Genomic DNA, 18,489 nt, shown 5'->3' with positions numbered 1-18,489 from the left:
AATATAAACAATGGAAAAAAAAGAATTTTTTTTAAAAGATGCAGGTATTATTTCAAAAGAACTTGCAACAAAAATCGAAAAAGCAGAACTATATGCAGAAAAGAAAAAGGAAGAGATTGATGAAGAGCTTGAAAAATTAAAACAAAAAAAAGAGGATTTTGATATTGCTCTTGAAAAGCTTAAAACAGTTGCTGACGATAAGTTTGAAGAAGAATCAAATGCGTTCAAAAAAAAGTACAATAAAGATAGTTTTGTTGATGAATTAGACGAGAAATTTACCGAATTTGCAAACAAAACAAAAAGTTTTTTTAACGATATGGGCAACAAAGTTTCCGGATTCTATAACAAACAAATGGAAAAACGGGACAAACCCGACACTCCTGAAAAACTTTGATTATAAGGGCAATAATGTTGCTTTTACAGAAGACTGAATCGTAACTTGACTCGGGTTTTATTAAATTAAGAGTCGTTTCATTTTATTATTACTAACTTTGTTTTTCAAAATATTTTTTTGTTATGGAAATAGATGCTACCATTAGTTTTCTTGATGTTTTTATCGTTTTAGTGCTAATCTTTGCAATTTTTAAGGGATACAAAAGAGGGCCTGTTGTTCATGCAATTTCGTTATTAATTATAGTTTCGGGGATAGCAATATTCGGATATATGTCTGAGGGAATTGCTGATTATATAAGAGAAAGGATAAGGTCTAACGAAAACCTCCCTTCCCTTCACTTATATATCTTTGCATTTCTTTTTTCAGCAACTGTTTGGTTATCTAATTTTGTTGCCGACAGAATTGAAAAGGGAGCCGGAAGTAAGCCAAAAGGAATTTTAAATATTTCTTTGGGTATAATTGCGAGTGTTATTAAATACCTCTATCTTTTGAGTGTTTTGTTATTGTTCTTTGCAGGATTTGACAAAAGCTATAATATAATCGGGACAAAAGAGAAAAACAACACAAAATTTTATAAGACAGTTAAAAACATTGCTCCGGATACAATTAAATCTGTTGCCTTTTTGAAAGACTAAAAAAGTGGGAATATTAATAAATTTTCTGATCAGTGCTTTTTTCGTTTCTTTCTGTTAAACTTTTCTTTAACAAATTCAAACTCTTCTCTGATTGCTTTTTCTATATTTGAAATGTTTACGGGCTCTCCTTTCATTTCAAGTTTTTGCGAAACTGTTTCAGCTTTAGGAATAATTATCCAAAGAATAATATACAAAATTGTCCCGAATCCGCCGATTATTATTGCAATAATAAATGCAAGTCTAACAAGAACGGGATCAATCCCGAAATAACCTCCGAGCCCGCTGCACACACCGGCTATAACATGGTCTTCTTCACTTCTATACAATCGTTTTTGCTTTGTTTTTTTCTTCTCTGTTTTTTTGAAAGATGTGTTTTCTGTTTTTGTTGTTTGCTCGTTATCTTCAAATTCTTCGGGTTGTCCCATAATTTTAATAATATTGCTAACCTCTGTTATTGAAATCACACCTTCCGAACCGATTTTATCATAAAAAAGTTCTGCAACTCGCATTTCAATATCTTTAAATATCTCGTCCCCGTCATTTTCATTTTCATATTGTTTGGAAACACTGTCTAACCAATTTTCCAAAACTTGATAGGCATCTTCATCAATATTAAAAATATATCCGCTTATATGAATCCTTATTGTTTTCTTCATTATTTAATGTTATTTGATTTTGACAAATTTCTTATATTGTTTACTGATGCTGTAAGCGTATTCCATGAATTATCTAACTCTCTTAAAAATTGCTCTCCGGTTTCTGTTAAGCGATAATATTTTCTCGGAGGCCCTTGAGTTGATTCCTCCCACCTGTAACTTAAAAGCCCGGCATTTTTTTGTCTTGTTAATAAAGGATATAGTGTTCCTTCGACAACAATTAATTCTGCATTTTTAAGTTCTTTTATAATGTCTGATGCATAAGCATCTCCTCCTGAAAGTATTGATAAAATACAATATTCCAAGACCCCCTTTCTCATTTGTGCTTTTGCATTTTGAATTTTCATTTCTCTATTACTTAACTTATTATATAAACTAAACACTTCTCTCATAGTTATACTCATTTGCAGGTAAAACAACCCACAAAATAATGTATAGAGCAACAAAAAGTCCGGTTACCAACCCTAATGCAACAAATACGAGCCTTACAAAAACTGTATCAATGTTAAATCTGTCGGCAATACCCGCACAAACCCCTCCTAATACATTGTTTTTAATATCTCTTTTAACCTCAGAGTGCTTTCGTGTTTTTCTTTTATAAGTTTGTTTTTTTTGTTTAATCCTTCTTGCCGGATAATAAATTTTCTGATTTTCTTTTAACACAGATATTACTTCATTCATTATTTCAGTACTTACAATTTTTTTTACTTTCTCGTTCTCAGTTTCCATATCTAATAATACTGAAATCTGAATTTCTATGTCACATAACCTGTTTTTATCCTTAATTGTTCTTTTTAAAAAACGATTATAGTCAGATAAAACCATATATGCAGACTCCATAAATCTATACTCTTTATTATTAATGCTTATATTAATTATTTTCTCCATAGTTGTTTGTTTTTAGTTGTTGCTTATGCAAAGATATGTAAAACATTTAGAACCTTGCATAACAAGGCAGTGTTTTTTATAATTTTAATATTTATTTTTCAAAAATAGAATCAGGATACCGTTAGAATGTGCTAATTTACAGCAATATATCTTTTTGTCGGAATGTTGGTTGTAAATTGTTTTATTACCGGTTTAATATTTTAATTTTGTAAACTATGGAAATTATCGGGAATTTAATAAAAATGTCAACCAATATTAATGAAGGCTTGGTTGAATATACATTAATATTATCAGACGAAAAGGTTAAAATGAATACTTTAATCGAAAAAGAACTTGAAATAAGTTGGCTTGACGAGATAAACTGTATAGAATGTGGAAATAAAACAATAAAATCATTTGCACAAGGCTATTGTTATCCTTGTTTTGCTTCTGTTCCGCAAACTGCTCCTTGCATTTTAAGACCTGAGTTATGCGAAGCACATCTCGGAATATCCAGAGATTCCGAATGGTCAAAAAAAAATTGTTTAAGCAAACATATTGTTTATTTGGCATTATCAAGCGGTCTTAAAGTCGGGGTTACGAGAGCAACACAAATTCCGACAAGATGGATAGACCAAGGAGCCGTTAAGGCAATTAAATTTGCAGAAACTCCGAATCGATATTTAGCAGGTTTGCTTGAAATTGATTTAAAAAAACACATATCTGATAGAACAAGTTGGCAAAAAATGCTTAAAAATCAAGTTAATTACACTATTGACTTGGTTGCAGAAAAAGAAAAAGCAATAAATCTTTTACGGAGCGACCTGACAAACTACATCGTTAAAGATAACAGCATTTTAAAAATAAAATACCCTGTTAACATTTACCCCGAAAAAATAAAAAGCATTAATTTAGAAAAGGATAAACAATACAAAGGAAACCTTGCCGGAATAAAGGGGCAATATTTAATCTTTGAGGACGGGTGTGTGATAAACATCCGGAAATATAACGGATATAAAATATCATTATGCTTTTAGTTTTTTCTTTTTAGCAAAAGGGCTGAAATTATTAAACCAAATAATCCACAAAATAAAAATAACAACCCACGCCACAACTTTAAAAATAACATAATGGTTAACATCACTGTATTGAGGACAACAGTATGCCGTAATTGCTAACCCCGAAATTCTTAATATATTAACAAATGTAATTACAATAAGACCCATCGGAATATACCAAAGTTTGTGTAAAAACTTTCCGGGAAAAACAGCAATTAATGCAGCATAGCCGAGCATTACATTTCTCCCCATACAACCACGGTCTAAATATACTCCGGAAGCTTTAAAGTCATCAATTATTTTTACAGTTTTTCCAAAAGTTACAACCTCAAAGCCAAACAATTCCGTAATAAACTTAGAGCAAATTAATAATATCTTTGCATAATAATTTAATATATCAACATACAAATCATCAATAACGTCATTCTTTCTTAATATATGATAAAAAACATATATCAATACAAACGAGATAATGCCGCCTATTAAAAACCGCAACCAATATTTCTTTTTAATGTTTTTTATCATTGCGAGAGAAGAAACTTTTTACAAACTAAAAGAAAAAATAACAGAAATTCAAAAAATCACTTTAAATTTGGGTGCTAATATAAAAACAAAAAAAAATAAAGAAATGAATTACAGAAAAATAACACTTTTTTTAACTTTTTTATTCCTTTCGATTTATTTTTTCGGACAAAATATTAAAACATTTTATTGGGATGAGAAAAATGAAAAGAAACAAAGCGAAGGTGTTTTTAAAGATGAAAAAGAAGAAGGTGTTTGGAAATACTGGAATGAAGAAGGAATACTCGTTCAAGAATCAGAATTTCATAAAGGAGAAGTAAGCGGAAGAGTTACTTATTTTTTTAGTAACGGAAAGAAACAAAACGAAGGTTTTCTTTTTAAAGGAATTCAGTCCGGGCATTATAAGGAATGGTACCGAGACGGCACACTAAAACTATCCGGCAAATATACACTCGGAAAAAGAGACAGCACCTGGAACTATTATTATATCAACGGAAAAATCAAGTCCCAGGAAAAATTCATAAATGACACATTAATACTTTTAAATTACTGCACAGCAAAAGGCGATACCATAATTAATAGCGGAAACGGCTATTTTAAATCTTTTTATGAAAACGGAAACTTAAAATCGGAAGGAAAGTATGTCTTAGGTTTAAAAGACTCTGTTTGGACAGAATGTTTTGACAATAAAAAAATCTTTTCAAAAGGACGATATGAAAATGGAAAAAAAACAGGAAAATGGCTGTCTTGGTATAAAAACGGTAATATTGAAAGCATCTTGAATTATGAAAACGGCCTAAATATTTCTTATTACTATTCAGGGCAAAAGTTAATGCAGGGAAAACTTAAAAACGGGTTAAAAGACAGTGTTTGGACATTTTGGTACCCGGAAGGAAATATCAAAAGAACCGGAAAATATATAAACGGAAAAAAAGACGGTTTGCATAAATCATATTTTGAAAATGAAAAACTTAAAGCAGAAATTAATTTTAATGACGGACTGAAAAACGGAAAAGCAAAATGGTATAATAAAGACGGAAATCCGGATATCTCCGGAAACTTCAAAAATGACACAATGCACGGTTTCTGGACTTATTGGCAAACAAACATCATCCATAATGATACAATTACAATAAAAGGGAATGAAGGAAATTATATAAACGGAAAAATGAACGGAGTTTGGACATATTGGTATCCTAACGGAAAAATTTGGAAAACCGGAGAGTATAAAAACGATAAAAAAACAGGTCTTTGGAAAGTTCTTTATGAAAACCAACAGTTATATTATGAGGGTAATTTTGAAAACGGCAAAGAAGAAGGAGTGTGGACATCATATTTTGAAAACGGAAAGCCTGAAATGAAAGGAAATTTTACGGAAGGCAAAATGGACGGAAATTGGAAAGGATGGTTTGAAAACGGAAAACTTAAGTACTCTGTTAACTATTCAAAAAATATAAAAACCGGAATTTGCGAATATTGGAACGAAAAGGGTCTAAAAGAAAAAACGGAATCATTCAAAAACGGAACATACCACGGAAAATACGAAACATACAATCCTGACGGAAGCGTAAACATAACCGGATTTTATACAGACGGGAAAAAAGACGGAAAATGGTTTGTTTTTGCAGGAAACGGAATGAAAATAAGAGACGAGTCATATAAAAACGGCAGAAGAAACGGAAAAATAAAATCTTGGTATCCTAACGGAAAACTTCAACAAGAAACCGACTACAAAGAAGGCGAAGTTCACGGTTTTGTTATAAAATATAATCAATACGGAAATTTAACTTATAAAGCCGAATATATAAAAAACAAACTTGTAAAGGTTATTTTTTCCGATAAAACAAATTAACATTGCATATAAAAAAATAAAAAGTGACTTTGGTCAGAATTTATTTTTATTTTTACGAAATAATATTTAAAAATGAATAAAGAATTATTCAAAACTATTGATTCGGCATGGGAAAACAGAAGTTTGTTAAAAGAAAACAAAACCCGGGAAGCCATCAGAAAAATAATTGAAGAAGTTGATAAAGGCAGACTTCGAGTGGCTGAACGAGTTAACGGATATTGGGAAGTTAACGACTCGGTTAAAAAAGCCGTAATATTATATTTCCCGATTCAAGAAATGGGAACAATGCAAGCCGGAGATTTAGAATTTCATGATAAAATACCCTTAAAAAAAGGATATAAAGAACTGGGAATAAGAGTTGTTCCCCATGCTGTCGCACGGTATGGTTCATATATTTCAAAAGGTGTAATTTTAATGCCGTCTTATGTAAACATAGGAGCCTATGTTGATGAAGGAACAATGGTTGACACATGGGCAACCGTAGGCTCTTGTGCTCAAATCGGGAAAAACGTACATTTAAGCGGAGGTGTCGGCATCGGCGGTGTTTTAGAGCCGGTTCAAGCATCTCCCGTTATTATTGAAGACGGTTGTTTTATAGGATCTCGCTGTATTGTTGTTGAAGGTGTAAGAATAAAAAAAGAAGCTGTTCTGGGTGCAAATGTTGCAATAACCAAATCAACAAAAATTATTGATGTTACAAGTTATGAGCCTGTTGAATATCGGGGGGTTATTCCCGAACGCTCTGTTGTAATACCCGGGTCTTACACAAAAAAATTTCCGGCAGGCGAATATCAAGTTCCGGCAGCATTAATTATCGGTAAAAGAAAAGCATCAACAGATTTAAAAACATCTCTGAACAATGCTCTCAGAGAATTTAATGTAACTGTATAATGCAAAAGCCTAAACAAACAGGCTCTGTTTTACAAACTAAAAAAGTTTTATGAAAATCGGTTTTGACGCAAAAAGAGCTTTTTTTAACACGAGCGGGTTGGGGAACTACAGCAGAAGCACAATTGAGCTTCTTACAAAATTTTATCCGTCGCACGAATATTTGCTTTATACTCCTTCTTTGGAAAATGCCATAAAGTTTGATATTCCCGATAAAGTAAAAACCTATGAACCAAAACTCTTTTTAAGTCGTACTTTTAAATCTTATTGGAGAACTTTTCGAATAGCAAAAAAAATTGCAGAACACAAGCTTAATATTTTTCACGGATTAAGCGGAGAGCTTCCGTATAAAGCCCACAAAAAATCAAATGCAAAGCTAATTGTTACTGTCCATGATTTAATTTTTATCCGATTTCCTGAATTATATAATTCTGTTGACAGAAAAATTTATTACCAAAAAGCAAAATATTCTTGTGAAATTGCAGATACAATTATTGCAATAAGCGAGCAAACAAAGTCCGACATTGTAAATTTCTTGGGTATTGATGAAAATAAAATCGAAGTCGTATACCAAGGCTGTAATTCTGTATTTCAAAAAGAAGTTGAAACAAAAAAGAAAATAGAAGTTACTCAAAAATACAATCTGCCCGAAAACTATATTTTAAATGTCGGAACTATTGAAAAACGAAAAAACAGTTTGCAAATTTTAAAAGCACTTAAATACGGAAAAATTGATATTCCGTTGATAATTGTCGGAGGAGAAACAGACTACCAAAATGAAATATTAACCTATGCCGCCGAAAATAATTTAGAAGACAAACTTTTTATTTATAACAACGTCTTATTTGAAGATTTGCCCGCAATATATCAACAAGCCGATATTTTTATTTATCCGTCATTGTTTGAAGGGTTCGGAATTCCTATTATTGAGGCATTATATTCAAAAATTCCGGTAATTACAACAAAAGGCGGTGTTTTTAGTGAAACCGGCGGACATTCAAGTATTTACATTGAACCTGACGATGTTGAAAAATTGAGCGAAGCAATTCAAAACATTATGGACGATTCCCGGTTAAGAGAAAAGATGATTGCCGAAGGTTATGATTATGTTCAAAGATTTAACGATGAAAAAGTTGCATCAAATTTGATAAATGTATATTTAAAATAAAATGCAAGAAGATGTAAATAAGGCTTTTGAAGTGTTAAAATGCGGTGGTGTTATCCTATATCCTACTGATACAATTTGGGGATTAGGGTGCGATGCAACAAATGAAGAGGCTGTACAAAAAGTTTTTGAAATAAAAAAAAGAGCAGATAAAAAAAGTATGCTGATCTTATTAAATAACATTAACTTTATTCGGCAATATGTCGAAGAAGTTCCGGAAATTGCATTGGATATTGCAGAACTGTCAGAAAAACCGACAACAGTAATTTATTCCGGAGCAAAAAATTTAGCAAAAAATTTAATTGCCCGAGACGGCAGCATCGGTATAAGAATTACGAAAGAAGAATTTACGGATAAACTTATTCAAAAATTTAAAAAACCGATTGTTTCAACTTCGGCAAACATTTCAGGCGGAAACTTTCCGGCTGATTTTGAAGAAATATCGGAAGAAATAAAAAACAGTGTTGATTACATTGTAAAGTATAATCAAAACAAAAAAGTTTCTAAAGCCCCGTCAAGTATTATAAAAGTAGGTACAAAAGGAGAAATTGAAATCATAAGAAACTAAATAAACAGAATGCTCAAAATTTTAACATTAAGCAAGCACACGCCAAGATGGATTATTTTAACCATTGATTTGGCAATATCCGTTATGTCTGTTGTATTTGCATTTTTGTTGCGATTTAATTTTGATTTAACAAACAGCTATTTCGATACTTTACACCGTGTAATATTTTTTGTTTTAACCGTTCGGTTTTCTCTGTTCTTGCTTACACGTTCCTATGCAGGAATTATACGTTATACCGGAACAAAAGACACAATTAGAATAATACTGGTAATTACATATTCAAATGTCTTTTATATTGCTGCAAACTATTTTTTATTTTTCTTTATTTCCGAAAAATATATAATTCCGTTCTCTGTAATTTTAATTGATTATTTTGTCAGTATTTTTTTAATGACAAGCTTCCGTCTTTTTGTAAAAACAGTTTACTCAGAGGCAAATAACTTTTTTAAAGAAGAAAAAAAAATCGTTATTCTCGGAATTAATGAAAATGCAATAACAACAAAAAGAGTATTAACACGCGATAAAGACATTAAGTATAAAGTTGAAGCTTTTATTGACCCCTACGATTCCGGACAAAAAAAGCAATTAGACGGTATAAAGTTTTACAAATCAAAAGAATTAGAACGAATTTTTCAAAAGTATGAAATAACCGAACTTATAATTGCCGATAACAAAATTTCTGCACCAAAAAAACAAGAGGTTATCGATTTATGTTTTGAATATGATGTAAACGTATTAACGCTGCCCGATGTTAAAAACTGGATAAACGGAGAGTTAAGTTATAACCAAATCAGAAAAATTAACATTGAAGATTTACTTGAAAGAGCACCCATTAAACTCGAGGAAGAAAAAATAAAAAAAGATGTTCTTAATAAAACTGTTTTAGTTACGGGAGCTGCAGGCTCAATAGGAAGAGAAATTGTAATTCAACTGACTAAATTCAGTCCGAAAAGAATTATTGCATTAGATCAAGCAGAATCTCCACTATACAACTTAGATCTTGAATTAAGAGAAAGGCATAATTATACTGAATTTGACATTGTAATAGGAGATGTTACGAACGAAATAAGAATAATAAAACTATTTGACACATACAAGCCGGATATAGTATACCATGCAGCAGCATATAAACACGTTCCGATGATGGAAAACAATCCCTCGGAAGCAATAAGAACAAATGTCGGCGGTACAAAAATTATTGCAGATAAATCTGTTGAATTTAATGTTGAAAAATTTGTAATGATTTCAACAGATAAAGCTGTAAACCCGACAAATGTAATGGGAGCATCAAAACGAATTGCAGAAATATATATTCAAACTTTGCAGCAAACGTGTAAAACTTCATTTATTACAACAAGATTCGGGAATGTTCTCGGGTCAAACGGTTCTGTTATTCCTCGGTTTAAACAGCAAATAGAAGAAGGCGGCCCGGTTACCGTTACAGACCCGGAAATAACAAGATATTTTATGACAATTCCCGAAGCCTGTCAATTAGTGTTACAAGCCGGAGCAATCGGGCATGGCGGCGAAATATTTATTTTTGACATGGGAAAATCTGTTAAAATTGCCGATTTAGCAAAAAAAATGATAAAACTTTCCGGCTTAAAGCTCGGAACAGACATAAACCTTAAATTTACAGGACTTCGCCCCGGAGAAAAACTTTATGAAGAGCTTCTTGCCGACAAGGAGAATACACTTCCGACGGTTCACGAAAAGATTATGATTGCAAAAACTCGTCAATATTCTATGGATGGTGTAATGCCGAAAATAAACCAACTTATATCTGTACTTAAAAATCACGATAATTTTGAAATTGTCGCACTTATGAAAAAAATTATTCCTGAATTTGCCAGTAAAAATTCCGTTTATGAAACATTAGATAAATAAACCATTTATTCGAAGGCTAAATGGCGGTGGCTGAGCCTGTCCGGAGCTGTCTAATAACAAACAAAAACTAATACAAAGCTCCGGTTATTCCGAAAACAACAACATCGTTAACTGTTTTAACTGTAATCTCTCTAATAAACTCTAACTCTTCGTATGTTGTTGTAATTGCGTACGTTACCTTATAGTTGCCATTATCGGTTTGAAAAATACTGATAAAGCTTATTGAAATAACTTCATTAAAAGCCGGGCAAACATATTGTCGGGTTTTAATATCCTTTCCGCAAAAAAACTCCCGAAAAAAATGTTCTCTGTCTTCTTTTTGTAGATTGTTAAAATGTTCTTTCTTATATTTTTTATCAAGAAGAGACAATAATAATGTTTCATTATGTTCATTCGTCGCAAGCTCAAAACGACTTAAAAAACTGTTTAACTCTTTTGAAACTTTATAATCCCCTCCGTAAATACTTGCTTTCTTACTTGTTGAACAAGAAAACACAAAAAAAACAGAAAAAAGAATAATAAAATATTTCATGAAGAAATAAACTGTTAAGTTATTTGTTTATTTTAAGAATTGTCTTTACAAAAGAAATAAAAAATGCGTAACTCTGTCAGGTTACACATTTTTTATATCGAATAGTTATTAGTTTATTAGTTAAAAAGTCTTTTAAGCTCATCCATAACCTTATCAATAAAATCCAAACTCCAAAATTTATAAGTTACATTTTCTTTTGTAACAATTGAAAGTCCGTAAACGGTTACATTATTACCAATTTCTGACATTTTTTGATACGTTTTAATATTATTGATTGCAATTTTCTCTGTCGGTTTCAGTTTTCCTCCTTTTTCTTTTTTCAGCAAAAAAATATTTTTGTCGGTAAGCCTGAATATTTTATTTCCCAACTCTTCTATTCCTTTTGATTTTTTTGTTGCGAATTCCGTAACAAGCTCTTCTTCATCATTACCCATATATGAAGGACCGTTAACCCTTATTTCAGAGTCAGAAAACATTTTTGCTAACTTTCCGAGACCGAACATTGCCGATGTTCCTCCTGAAAGCATTGTCTTCACACTATTTTCTTCTGTTGGTTTTTCATACTTTACAACCCTTGGCTCATTGTTAACTTCGAGGTATAAAATCCCTTTGCTGCCCATTTTTTGCGGATAAACATCAAAATAAGTAATATCTTTTACATTTATTACTTCCTTATCTTCAATTTTATTATTTGAATATTTTTGAACAATAATTTCGTTTGTTGTTAACTTATAAATCCCGTCTTTTGTTGTTAAAAAGTCAATAATTTCTTTATCTTTCAAATAATCAGGTATCGCTGAAGGGTTTGCTTTATATATTGTTTGAATAATTTCGTTTACGGCAACATCATTGTTTACCGGATGGAAAAAAGCAGTAAATCGTGTGTCTGTTCCTTTTATTTTCATTAAAATATGAACATGGGGTCCGCCCATTTTTATTTCCGAAACAAAGTCAATACTTTCAACATCCTCCGAAACAAAAGAATCTTTAATTTTTAACTTCCCGATAAGCGGAGCATTTGTTACAATAAACCGTCCGAATGAGCTTATTGCTAAAACTCCGCGTTTATAAACATTGCTTTTTATTGCTAAAAATCCGGTAATTAATTCGTTTTCTTCCGTAACGGTTTTCAAATTTTTCTCTATACTTTTTTTGGTAAATATCATAACATATTAATCTTAATTAATAAAAAAGAAAGATATCAAGAAACAAAAAGTTACCCGAATGCACCGACTAACCCGTAAACTTGTTTTCCGTTAACATTTCTAATTATTATTTCCCATTCTCGTACCAACTCAAAATCCTTACTTTTAATAATATAAGAAACGTCAAAAGAATTTTCGTCGATTTGTTTAATGCTTACAAAATTTAAAGAAATAATACTTTCAAATCCCGGAGATTTAAATTTGCTTTCACTTATAAGGTATCCGGCAAAAAACTCATTAAGAAACTGGTTTGTTCTGCCTTCTAACATTTCGTCATGCTGCTCTTTTTTGTAATCTTTGTCCAAAAGATTTAACATCGCTCCTTTTTTATGATTTCTTGCAGCTGATTCAAAATCAAGTAAAAATTGATTTAACTCTTTTGAAATTTTATACTTTTCTCCTTTTATTCCGACTTTTTGAACACTTGAGCATGAAAAGATAAGTGTAACGGCAAAAATAAAATATAGACACTTCATAACTTCTTGAATTTAAATGAAAACCTAAAAATAATATTTTTTTTACAATATTCAAAGTTTATAACCTATCCTTTAACAATCATTAAAACTTTACACCCTTTGCATGAAATAAATGCTTTTTAACAAAAAACCTTGTTTTATTTGCCTTCAATATTATAATTCCCGGATTAATCTCAGTTTTTAACTTCCGGCATTTTACTTTCAACTTATAATGTTTAAATTTGTCGCAAAATTTTTATAATGGCAGACACAGATAAATTTAAGAAAGTTATTGCACACGCAAAAGAATATGGTTTTGTTTTCCGGTCAAGCGAAATATACGACGGCTTAAGTGCCGTTTATGACTATGGACAAAATGGTTCAGAACTGAAAAATAACATCAAGCAATATTGGTTAGATTCAATGGTAAAGTTACATGAAAATATTGTAGGAATTGATACCGCAATTTTTATGCACCCTATGGTTTGGAAAGCATCAGGACATGTCGGTGCGTTTAATGATCCCTTAATCGATAATAAAGATTCTAAAAAAAGATACAGGGCTGATGTTTTAATTGAAGATTTTGTCGAAAAAATCAATATTAAAATCAATAAAGATGTTGATAAAGCAAAAAAACGCTTCGGAGATGCTTTTAATGAAGAAGAATTTCGTTCAACAAACGGCAGAATCCTGGACCGCCAAAAAAAGATTGATGAAATATTAGGCCGCTTTAAAAAGGCAATGGAAAACAGTGATCTTAACGATGTTAAACAAATCATTGTTGATAACGGAATTACTTGTCCGGTTTCTGGAAGTAAAAACTGGACTGATGTAAGGCAGTTTAATTTAATGTTTGACACAAAACTCGGTTCTGTCAGTGAAGATGCCGATATTATTTATCTCAGACCCGAAACCGCACAAGGTATCTTTGTAAATTACTTGAATGTTCAAAAAACAGGAAGAATGAGGCTTCCTTTCGGAATTGCACAAATAGGCAAGGCATTCAGAAACGAAATAGTTGCTCGTCAATTTATTTTCCGCATGAGAGAATTTGAACAAATGGAAATGCAATTTTTTATTCGTCCGGGAGAAGAAGACAAATGGTTTGATTATTGGAGAGAAGAGCGAATAAAATGGCATAAAGCATTAAATTTGGGAGAAGAAAATTACAGATTTCACAACCACGAAAATTTAGCCCATTATGCAAAAGCAGCAACAGATATTGAATTTAATTTTCCCTTCGGCTTTAAAGAATTAGAAGGAATTCATTCCAGAACAGATTTTGATTTATCTCAACACCAAAAGTTTTCCGGAAAAAAACTGCAATACTTTGATTCGGAGTTAAATAAAGCCTATGTTCCGTTTGTTATAGAAACATCAATAGGTGTTGACAGAATGTTCTTATCGGTTTTGGCAACTTCTTTTACAGAAGAAAAAATTGAAAAAGAAGACGGAAAGATTGAAATCAGAACAGTATTAAAAATTCCGGCGGCATTGGCCCCTGTTAAAGCAGCAATTTTACCCTTAGTAAAAAAAGACGGTTTGCCCAAAAAAGCAAGAGAAATATTAAACGAATTAAAATATGATTTCAATTGTCAATATGAAGAAAAAGATTCAATAGGAAAAAGATACAGAAGACACGATGCCATAGGAACACCGTTTTGCATTACCGTTGATCACCAAACACTTGAAGATAACACCGTAACCCTAAGATATAGAGACACAATGAAGCAAGAAAGAATAGAAACAAGCAAACTTGCATCTGTTATTGATGAAAAAGTAAGCTTTAAAAATTTATTTAAAAAACTTACATAAAAACTCCGCAATACCCCGACATAGATTATTGCACTGTCTGCGGTTTGTAATTCAACTGTCAAATGAAAATCGGCAATATTGAAATAAACAATTTCCCTTTGTTGCTTGCTCCTATGGAAGATATTACCGATCGTTCATTCAGGCAAGTTTGCAAAGAATTCGGTGCCGACATTCTATATACAGAATTCGTTGCTTCCGAAGCATTAATAAGAAATATTGACAAGTCTTTAAAGAAACTTCAGATTGAAGAGAAAGAAAGACCTGTAGGCATACAAATATACGGACACAGAATTGATGCAATGATTGAGGCTGCAAAAATTGCCGAAGAAGCAAACCCCGACTTAATTGACATTAATTACGGATGTCCCGTAAAAAAAATTGCAACAAGAGGTGCCGGTGCCGGAATGTTACAAGATATTCCGAAAATGATTGAAATGACAAAAGCAATTGTTAATGCCGTAAAACTGCCGGTTACGGTAAAAACTCGCTTGGGCTGGGACAGCGAGAGCCTTATTATAGATCAAATTGCCGAGGAACTGCAAGATACTGGAATAAAGGCATTAACAATTCACGGCAGAACAAGAGCACAACTTTATAAAGGAGCTTCTGATTGGACATTAATTAAAAAAGTAAAAGATAACCCCAGAATAAAAATTCCGATAATAGGAAACGGTGATATAAATTCGGGAGAAGATGCCCAAAAAGCAATTAACAATTATGGTGTTGACGGTATAATGATAGGAAGGGCAACAATAGGCAAACCTTGGATTTTTAAAGAAATAAGACATTATTTAGAAACCGGAGAAACTTTACCCGAACCTACAATCGAAGAAAAAGTAGAAATTGCACGAAATCATTTTCATAAATCAATAGAAATAAAAGGAAACAGAACAGGCTTTTTTGAAATGAGAAGACATTTTGCCATATATTTTAAAGGCTTAAGAGATTTTAAACAGCTAAGATTAAAACTGCTGACATCTTTGGATGAAAATGAAATTAATGAAATTTTAGACACAATAAGAAAACGATACGGAAACTAAATAATAAAGATGTGTGTAAATTATGAAAAAAAGCTATTTTTGTAATAAATTATAAGTTTAATTATATGCAAAAGCTAATAGTTTTATACTTTCATAAAACCAAAATATTGCTTTATATAATCCCGTTAATATCTTAACAAACACATAATTGAAACAATAAAATGTTTAACAATAAAGCTCTTCTGGTAGTTTCCGTAATTGCTGTTGCAGCAGTCCTTTTTGTTTCTGTTTATTTCGGTAAAGAAAAACGACAACTTTCTCCTTTAATAAATGCAATTCCGAACAAAGCAGCCTTTATTATTGAAACAGAAGATTTTTCCTATTTAACTAAAAAAATAACAAAAAATAAAGATATAGAAGGGTTGCTTTCAAACCTGGAACTTACAAAAAACTTTAAAAGTGATTTTTTGTTTATAGACTCTTTAATAAGGAAAAACAATACGTTTAAAAACTTTCTCAATAAAAAAACAGTAATTTTTTCAGCACATCTCTCCGGTCAAAAAGATGTAGATTTTTTATTCTCAACAGGATTTTCCGGAAAAAACACAGAAAAAAAAGAACTTAACGATGCGATATTGAGCCTTGTCGGAGATTCTAAATTAAATAAAATAAGTTTTGCGGGAGCAGAAATATATAATCAAAAATACAAATCAAATAAGTTTGAAGTTTTTTATACTTTTTATGAAGATTATTTTTTATTAAGTCGTTCGGAGATTTTAATACAACAAGCAATAAAAAACATAAACAGCGGAGCATCATATTTTTCCGACAATAATTTTAAAAGTTTATATCAAGAAAATAACGGGCAAAATGATGCAACAATATACATTAATTATAAAATGTTCTTTAAATTTATAAACTATTCTTTAAACAGCTCTTTTAAAGACGAAATATTATTGCTTCAAAGGTTTGCAGATTGGTCCGCTTTTGATTTAACAATTAAACGAAAAGAAATAATAATAACAGGACATACAAACCTTAAGCCCGAAATGCAATATTTAAGCCTGTTTAAAGACGTAAACCCTAAGAAAAGTAAAACAATCGGAATATTACCCGAAAAAACATCTTCATTTTTAATATTAAACATAGGAAGCGGTTCTAATTTTAAATATAAATATGAAGAATATCTGGGAGGAATAAGGCAATTAAATAATCATCAAATACAACTTGCCTCGTTTAATAAAAAATATAACCTGACAGACGATGAAAACACTCTGTATGAACTTACCTCAAATGAAATTTCATTTGTTTATGAAGACTATACTAAAACCGGAGCAAAACAAAACAGGTTTATTTTTATAAAATATAATAACAAAACAAAAGCAGAAATTTTTTTCAACAAATTAATAAAAACGGACTCAGAAGAAAAAAAAACAGATACAAAAACATATCATTACACATATTCAAGCAACGGAGAAGAATATAAGATAAAAAAAATCCCGGAAAAGAACCTTCCGGAAATGTATTTCGGTGTTTTTTTTAAAGATGTTAATGCTGAATACGTAACTTTCATAAATGACTTTATGGTTTTCGGCGAAAATATCGATGCTTTGAAGTCTTTAATTGATTCGTATGAAAAAGACAAAACATTTAAACGGAAATCTCAAAACTATTCTCTTATTAAAAGTTTTCCCGATCAATCAAATATTTTCTTTTATATTGATTTATTTCATTCAAAAAATGCAGTAATGGAAATATTAAATAAAAATAAAAAGAAACTTTTTGATAAAGATGCTACAGAATTTATTTCTGTTCAAGGGCCGGCAATTCAGTTTATTTCAGACTCTTATCCTATTTACACAACAATAAAACTGTCATTAAACGCAAAAAAACAACAAATTTCCGAAACTGTTTGGGAGGTAAGGTTAGACACCCTAATCGCAACAAAGCCGCAGATTGTTCTGAATCACAACACATTAGAAAAAGAAATTGTAGTCCAAGACGTTGCAGACAAAATTTACTTAATTGATAAAAACGGAAAAATTATTTGGACAAGACAATTGGACGGAAGAATTATCAGCAACATATACCAGATTGATTTTTATGAGAATAACAAACTTCAATTGATATTTAACACAAAAAATAAAATTTATTGTATCGACAGAAAAGGCAACTGGTTAGACGGATATCCTGTTGTATTAAAATCACCCGCAACAAACGGGATTTCTATTTTTGACTACGACCAAGATAAGAATTATCGCATTTTTGTTGCAACTAAAAACAAAAAAGTTAGTCTGTATAATAAAGAAGGAAAAATAATTGAAGGGTGGAATTTTAAGAAAACGGAAAATGTTGTTGCCGGAAAAATTAAGCATTTCAGAAATAAAGATAAAGATTATATTGTTTTCAGAGACAACTCTAAACTTTATATATTAAACAGAAAGGGAGAAAAAAGAGTCAGTCCGGAGGCAAATATTCCCTTATCTGAAAAAAGTGACATATATTTTTCGCAGGATAATTCTCTCTCAAAAGCACATTTTTCGGTTACAAACCCTTCCGGAACGGTATATTCAATTTTCGAAAACGGAAAAATAAAAAAAGAAACAATCAATTCTTATTCAAAAGAGCATTTTTATTCATATAAAGACATAAACGGAGATAAAATCCCGGATTATATTTTTACTGATAAAAACCAAACAGAAGTTTATAACGGGCTTAATAAAAAAAGAATTTTTACATATTCTTATGATGAAAACTTAATTAACGATATTACGATATATAAATTTGACGATAAAGATATAAGAATCGGAACCGGATCAAAAAACAAAATATATTTAATAAACAGTCGAGGAAGACTTTGTAAAGGCTTTCCCTTAATAGGTTCCGGGCTGTTCAGTATAACAAGATTTGATGAAGACGATGAGTTTTCTTTGATTGTAGGGAACAAGGATAATTATCTTTATAAATACCAGATTAAATAAAAAGTATTAAATTTGCATAATAACCTGCT

General features: G+C 31.0%; 18 protein-coding genes. 11 read left to right on the top strand and 7 right to left on the bottom strand.

The window, feature by feature from the left end; genetic code table 11:
• Window positions 1-10: 10 nt before the first annotated feature.
• Window positions 11-394 (top strand): hypothetical protein, encoded by a 384-nt coding sequence (locus L3J35_09240; protein ID MCF6366374.1) that lies wholly within the window; start codon window positions 11-13, stop codon window positions 392-394.
• 122 nt (window positions 395-516) lie between these two features.
• Entirely contained in the window at window positions 517-1,029 is a 513-nt protein-coding gene (locus L3J35_09235) for a CvpA family protein (GenBank protein ID MCF6366373.1), read from the top strand.
• 29 nt (window positions 1,030-1,058) lie between these two features.
• Here the strand turns inward: L3J35_09235 and L3J35_09230 are convergent, their stop codons facing one another.
• From L3J35_09230 to L3J35_09220, 3 genes are read right to left on the bottom strand one after another with little or no spacing between them, the layout of a single operon-like run.
• On the bottom strand, window positions 1,059-1,685 hold the full coding sequence (locus L3J35_09230; protein MCF6366372.1) for a PspC domain-containing protein: 627 nt from the start codon (window positions 1,683-1,685) through the stop codon (window positions 1,059-1,061).
• Window positions 1,685-2,032: a PadR family transcriptional regulator gene (locus tag L3J35_09225; protein ID MCF6366371.1), complete on the bottom strand. Its 348-nt coding sequence runs from the start codon at window positions 2,030-2,032 to the stop codon at window positions 1,685-1,687. Before L3J35_09225 ends, L3J35_09230 begins: the two co-directional genes overlap by 1 nt.
• 28 nt (window positions 2,033-2,060) lie before the next feature.
• Window positions 2,061-2,573: a PspC domain-containing protein gene (locus tag L3J35_09220; GenBank protein ID MCF6366370.1), complete on the bottom strand. Its 513-nt coding sequence runs from the start codon at window positions 2,571-2,573 to the stop codon at window positions 2,061-2,063.
• A 215-nt stretch (window positions 2,574-2,788) separates the two neighbouring features.
• On the opposite strand from L3J35_09220, the gene L3J35_09215 reads away from it, so the two are divergent.
• Window positions 2,789-3,589, top strand: a complete 801-nt coding sequence (locus L3J35_09215) for a DUF2797 domain-containing protein (protein MCF6366369.1) — start codon at window positions 2,789-2,791, stop codon at window positions 3,587-3,589.
• On the opposite strand, the gene L3J35_09210 is transcribed toward L3J35_09215, so the two are convergent.
• A complete protein-coding gene (locus L3J35_09210; GenBank protein ID MCF6366368.1) occupies window positions 3,578-4,135 on the bottom strand; it encodes an archaeosortase/exosortase family protein in 558 nt (185 codons plus the stop codon). The two genes, L3J35_09215 and L3J35_09210, sit on opposite strands and share 12 nt — an antisense overlap.
• Here L3J35_09210 and L3J35_09205 point away from each other — a divergent pair.
• The 5 genes from L3J35_09205 to L3J35_09185 all read left to right on the top strand — a co-directional run bounded on the left by L3J35_09205 (window position 4,122) and on the right by L3J35_09185 (window position 10,492).
• Window positions 4,122-5,984 carry a hypothetical protein gene (locus L3J35_09205; GenBank protein ID MCF6366367.1) on the top strand — a complete coding sequence of 621 codons (1,863 nt, stop codon included), beginning with the start codon at window positions 4,122-4,124 and terminating at the stop codon, window positions 5,982-5,984. The genes L3J35_09210 and L3J35_09205 overlap by 14 nt on opposite strands.
• Before the next feature lie 72 nt (window positions 5,985-6,056).
• The gene (locus L3J35_09200; GenBank protein MCF6366366.1) at window positions 6,057-6,875 is read left to right on the top strand and encodes a 2,3,4,5-tetrahydropyridine-2,6-dicarboxylate N-succinyltransferase; all 819 of its coding nucleotides are present in this window, start codon (window positions 6,057-6,059) and stop codon (window positions 6,873-6,875) included.
• 49 nt (window positions 6,876-6,924) lie between these two features.
• A complete protein-coding gene (locus L3J35_09195) occupies window positions 6,925-8,040 on the top strand; it encodes a glycosyltransferase family 4 protein (protein ID MCF6366365.1) in 1,116 nt (371 codons plus the stop codon).
• A gap of 1 nt (window position 8,041) precedes the next feature.
• Window positions 8,042-8,605, top strand: a complete 564-nt coding sequence (locus L3J35_09190) for a threonylcarbamoyl-AMP synthase (protein ID MCF6366364.1) — start codon at window positions 8,042-8,044, stop codon at window positions 8,603-8,605.
• Between the two features lie 9 nt (window positions 8,606-8,614).
• A complete protein-coding gene (locus L3J35_09185) occupies window positions 8,615-10,492 on the top strand; it encodes a polysaccharide biosynthesis protein (GenBank protein MCF6366363.1) in 1,878 nt (625 codons plus the stop codon).
• A gap of 67 nt (window positions 10,493-10,559) precedes the next feature.
• Here the strand turns inward: L3J35_09185 and L3J35_09180 are convergent, their stop codons facing one another.
• From L3J35_09180 to L3J35_09170, 3 genes are all read right to left on the bottom strand, one after another.
• Window positions 10,560-11,024, bottom strand: coding sequence for a hypothetical protein (locus L3J35_09180; GenBank protein MCF6366362.1), 465 nt, complete (start codon window positions 11,022-11,024; stop codon window positions 10,560-10,562).
• A gap of 116 nt (window positions 11,025-11,140) precedes the next feature.
• Complete coding sequence (locus tag L3J35_09175) at window positions 11,141-12,190, bottom strand: hypothetical protein (protein ID MCF6366361.1); 1,050 nt, start codon at window positions 12,188-12,190, stop codon at window positions 11,141-11,143.
• Window positions 12,191-12,240: 50 nt separating this feature from the next.
• Window positions 12,241-12,705 carry a hypothetical protein gene (locus tag L3J35_09170; GenBank protein ID MCF6366360.1) on the bottom strand — a complete coding sequence of 155 codons (465 nt, stop codon included), beginning with the start codon at window positions 12,703-12,705 and terminating at the stop codon, window positions 12,241-12,243.
• A gap of 240 nt (window positions 12,706-12,945) precedes the next feature.
• Here L3J35_09170 and L3J35_09165 point away from each other — a divergent pair, with 240 nt between their 5' ends.
• The 3 genes from L3J35_09165 (at window position 12,946) to L3J35_09155 (ending at window position 18,460) form a co-directional block, all read left to right on the top strand.
• Window positions 12,946-14,499: a glycine--tRNA ligase gene (locus L3J35_09165; protein MCF6366359.1), complete on the top strand. Its 1,554-nt coding sequence runs from the start codon at window positions 12,946-12,948 to the stop codon at window positions 14,497-14,499.
• Window positions 14,500-14,561: 62 nt separating this feature from the next.
• Window positions 14,562-15,539 (top strand): tRNA dihydrouridine synthase DusB, encoded by a 978-nt coding sequence (gene dusB, locus L3J35_09160; protein ID MCF6366358.1) that lies wholly within the window; start codon window positions 14,562-14,564, stop codon window positions 15,537-15,539.
• A 161-nt stretch (window positions 15,540-15,700) separates the two neighbouring features.
• Window positions 15,701-18,460, top strand: coding sequence for a hypothetical protein (locus tag L3J35_09155; protein MCF6366357.1), 2,760 nt, complete (start codon window positions 15,701-15,703; stop codon window positions 18,458-18,460).
• Window positions 18,461-18,489 lie beyond the last annotated feature (29 nt).

This window comes from Bacteroidales bacterium (assembly GCA_021648725.1).
Classification (GTDB): Bacteria; Bacteroidota; Bacteroidia; order Bacteroidales; family JAADGE01; genus JAADGE01.
Note: the sequence above shows the minus strand (reverse complement) of the source record. Positions and strands in the feature narration are given on the sequence as shown.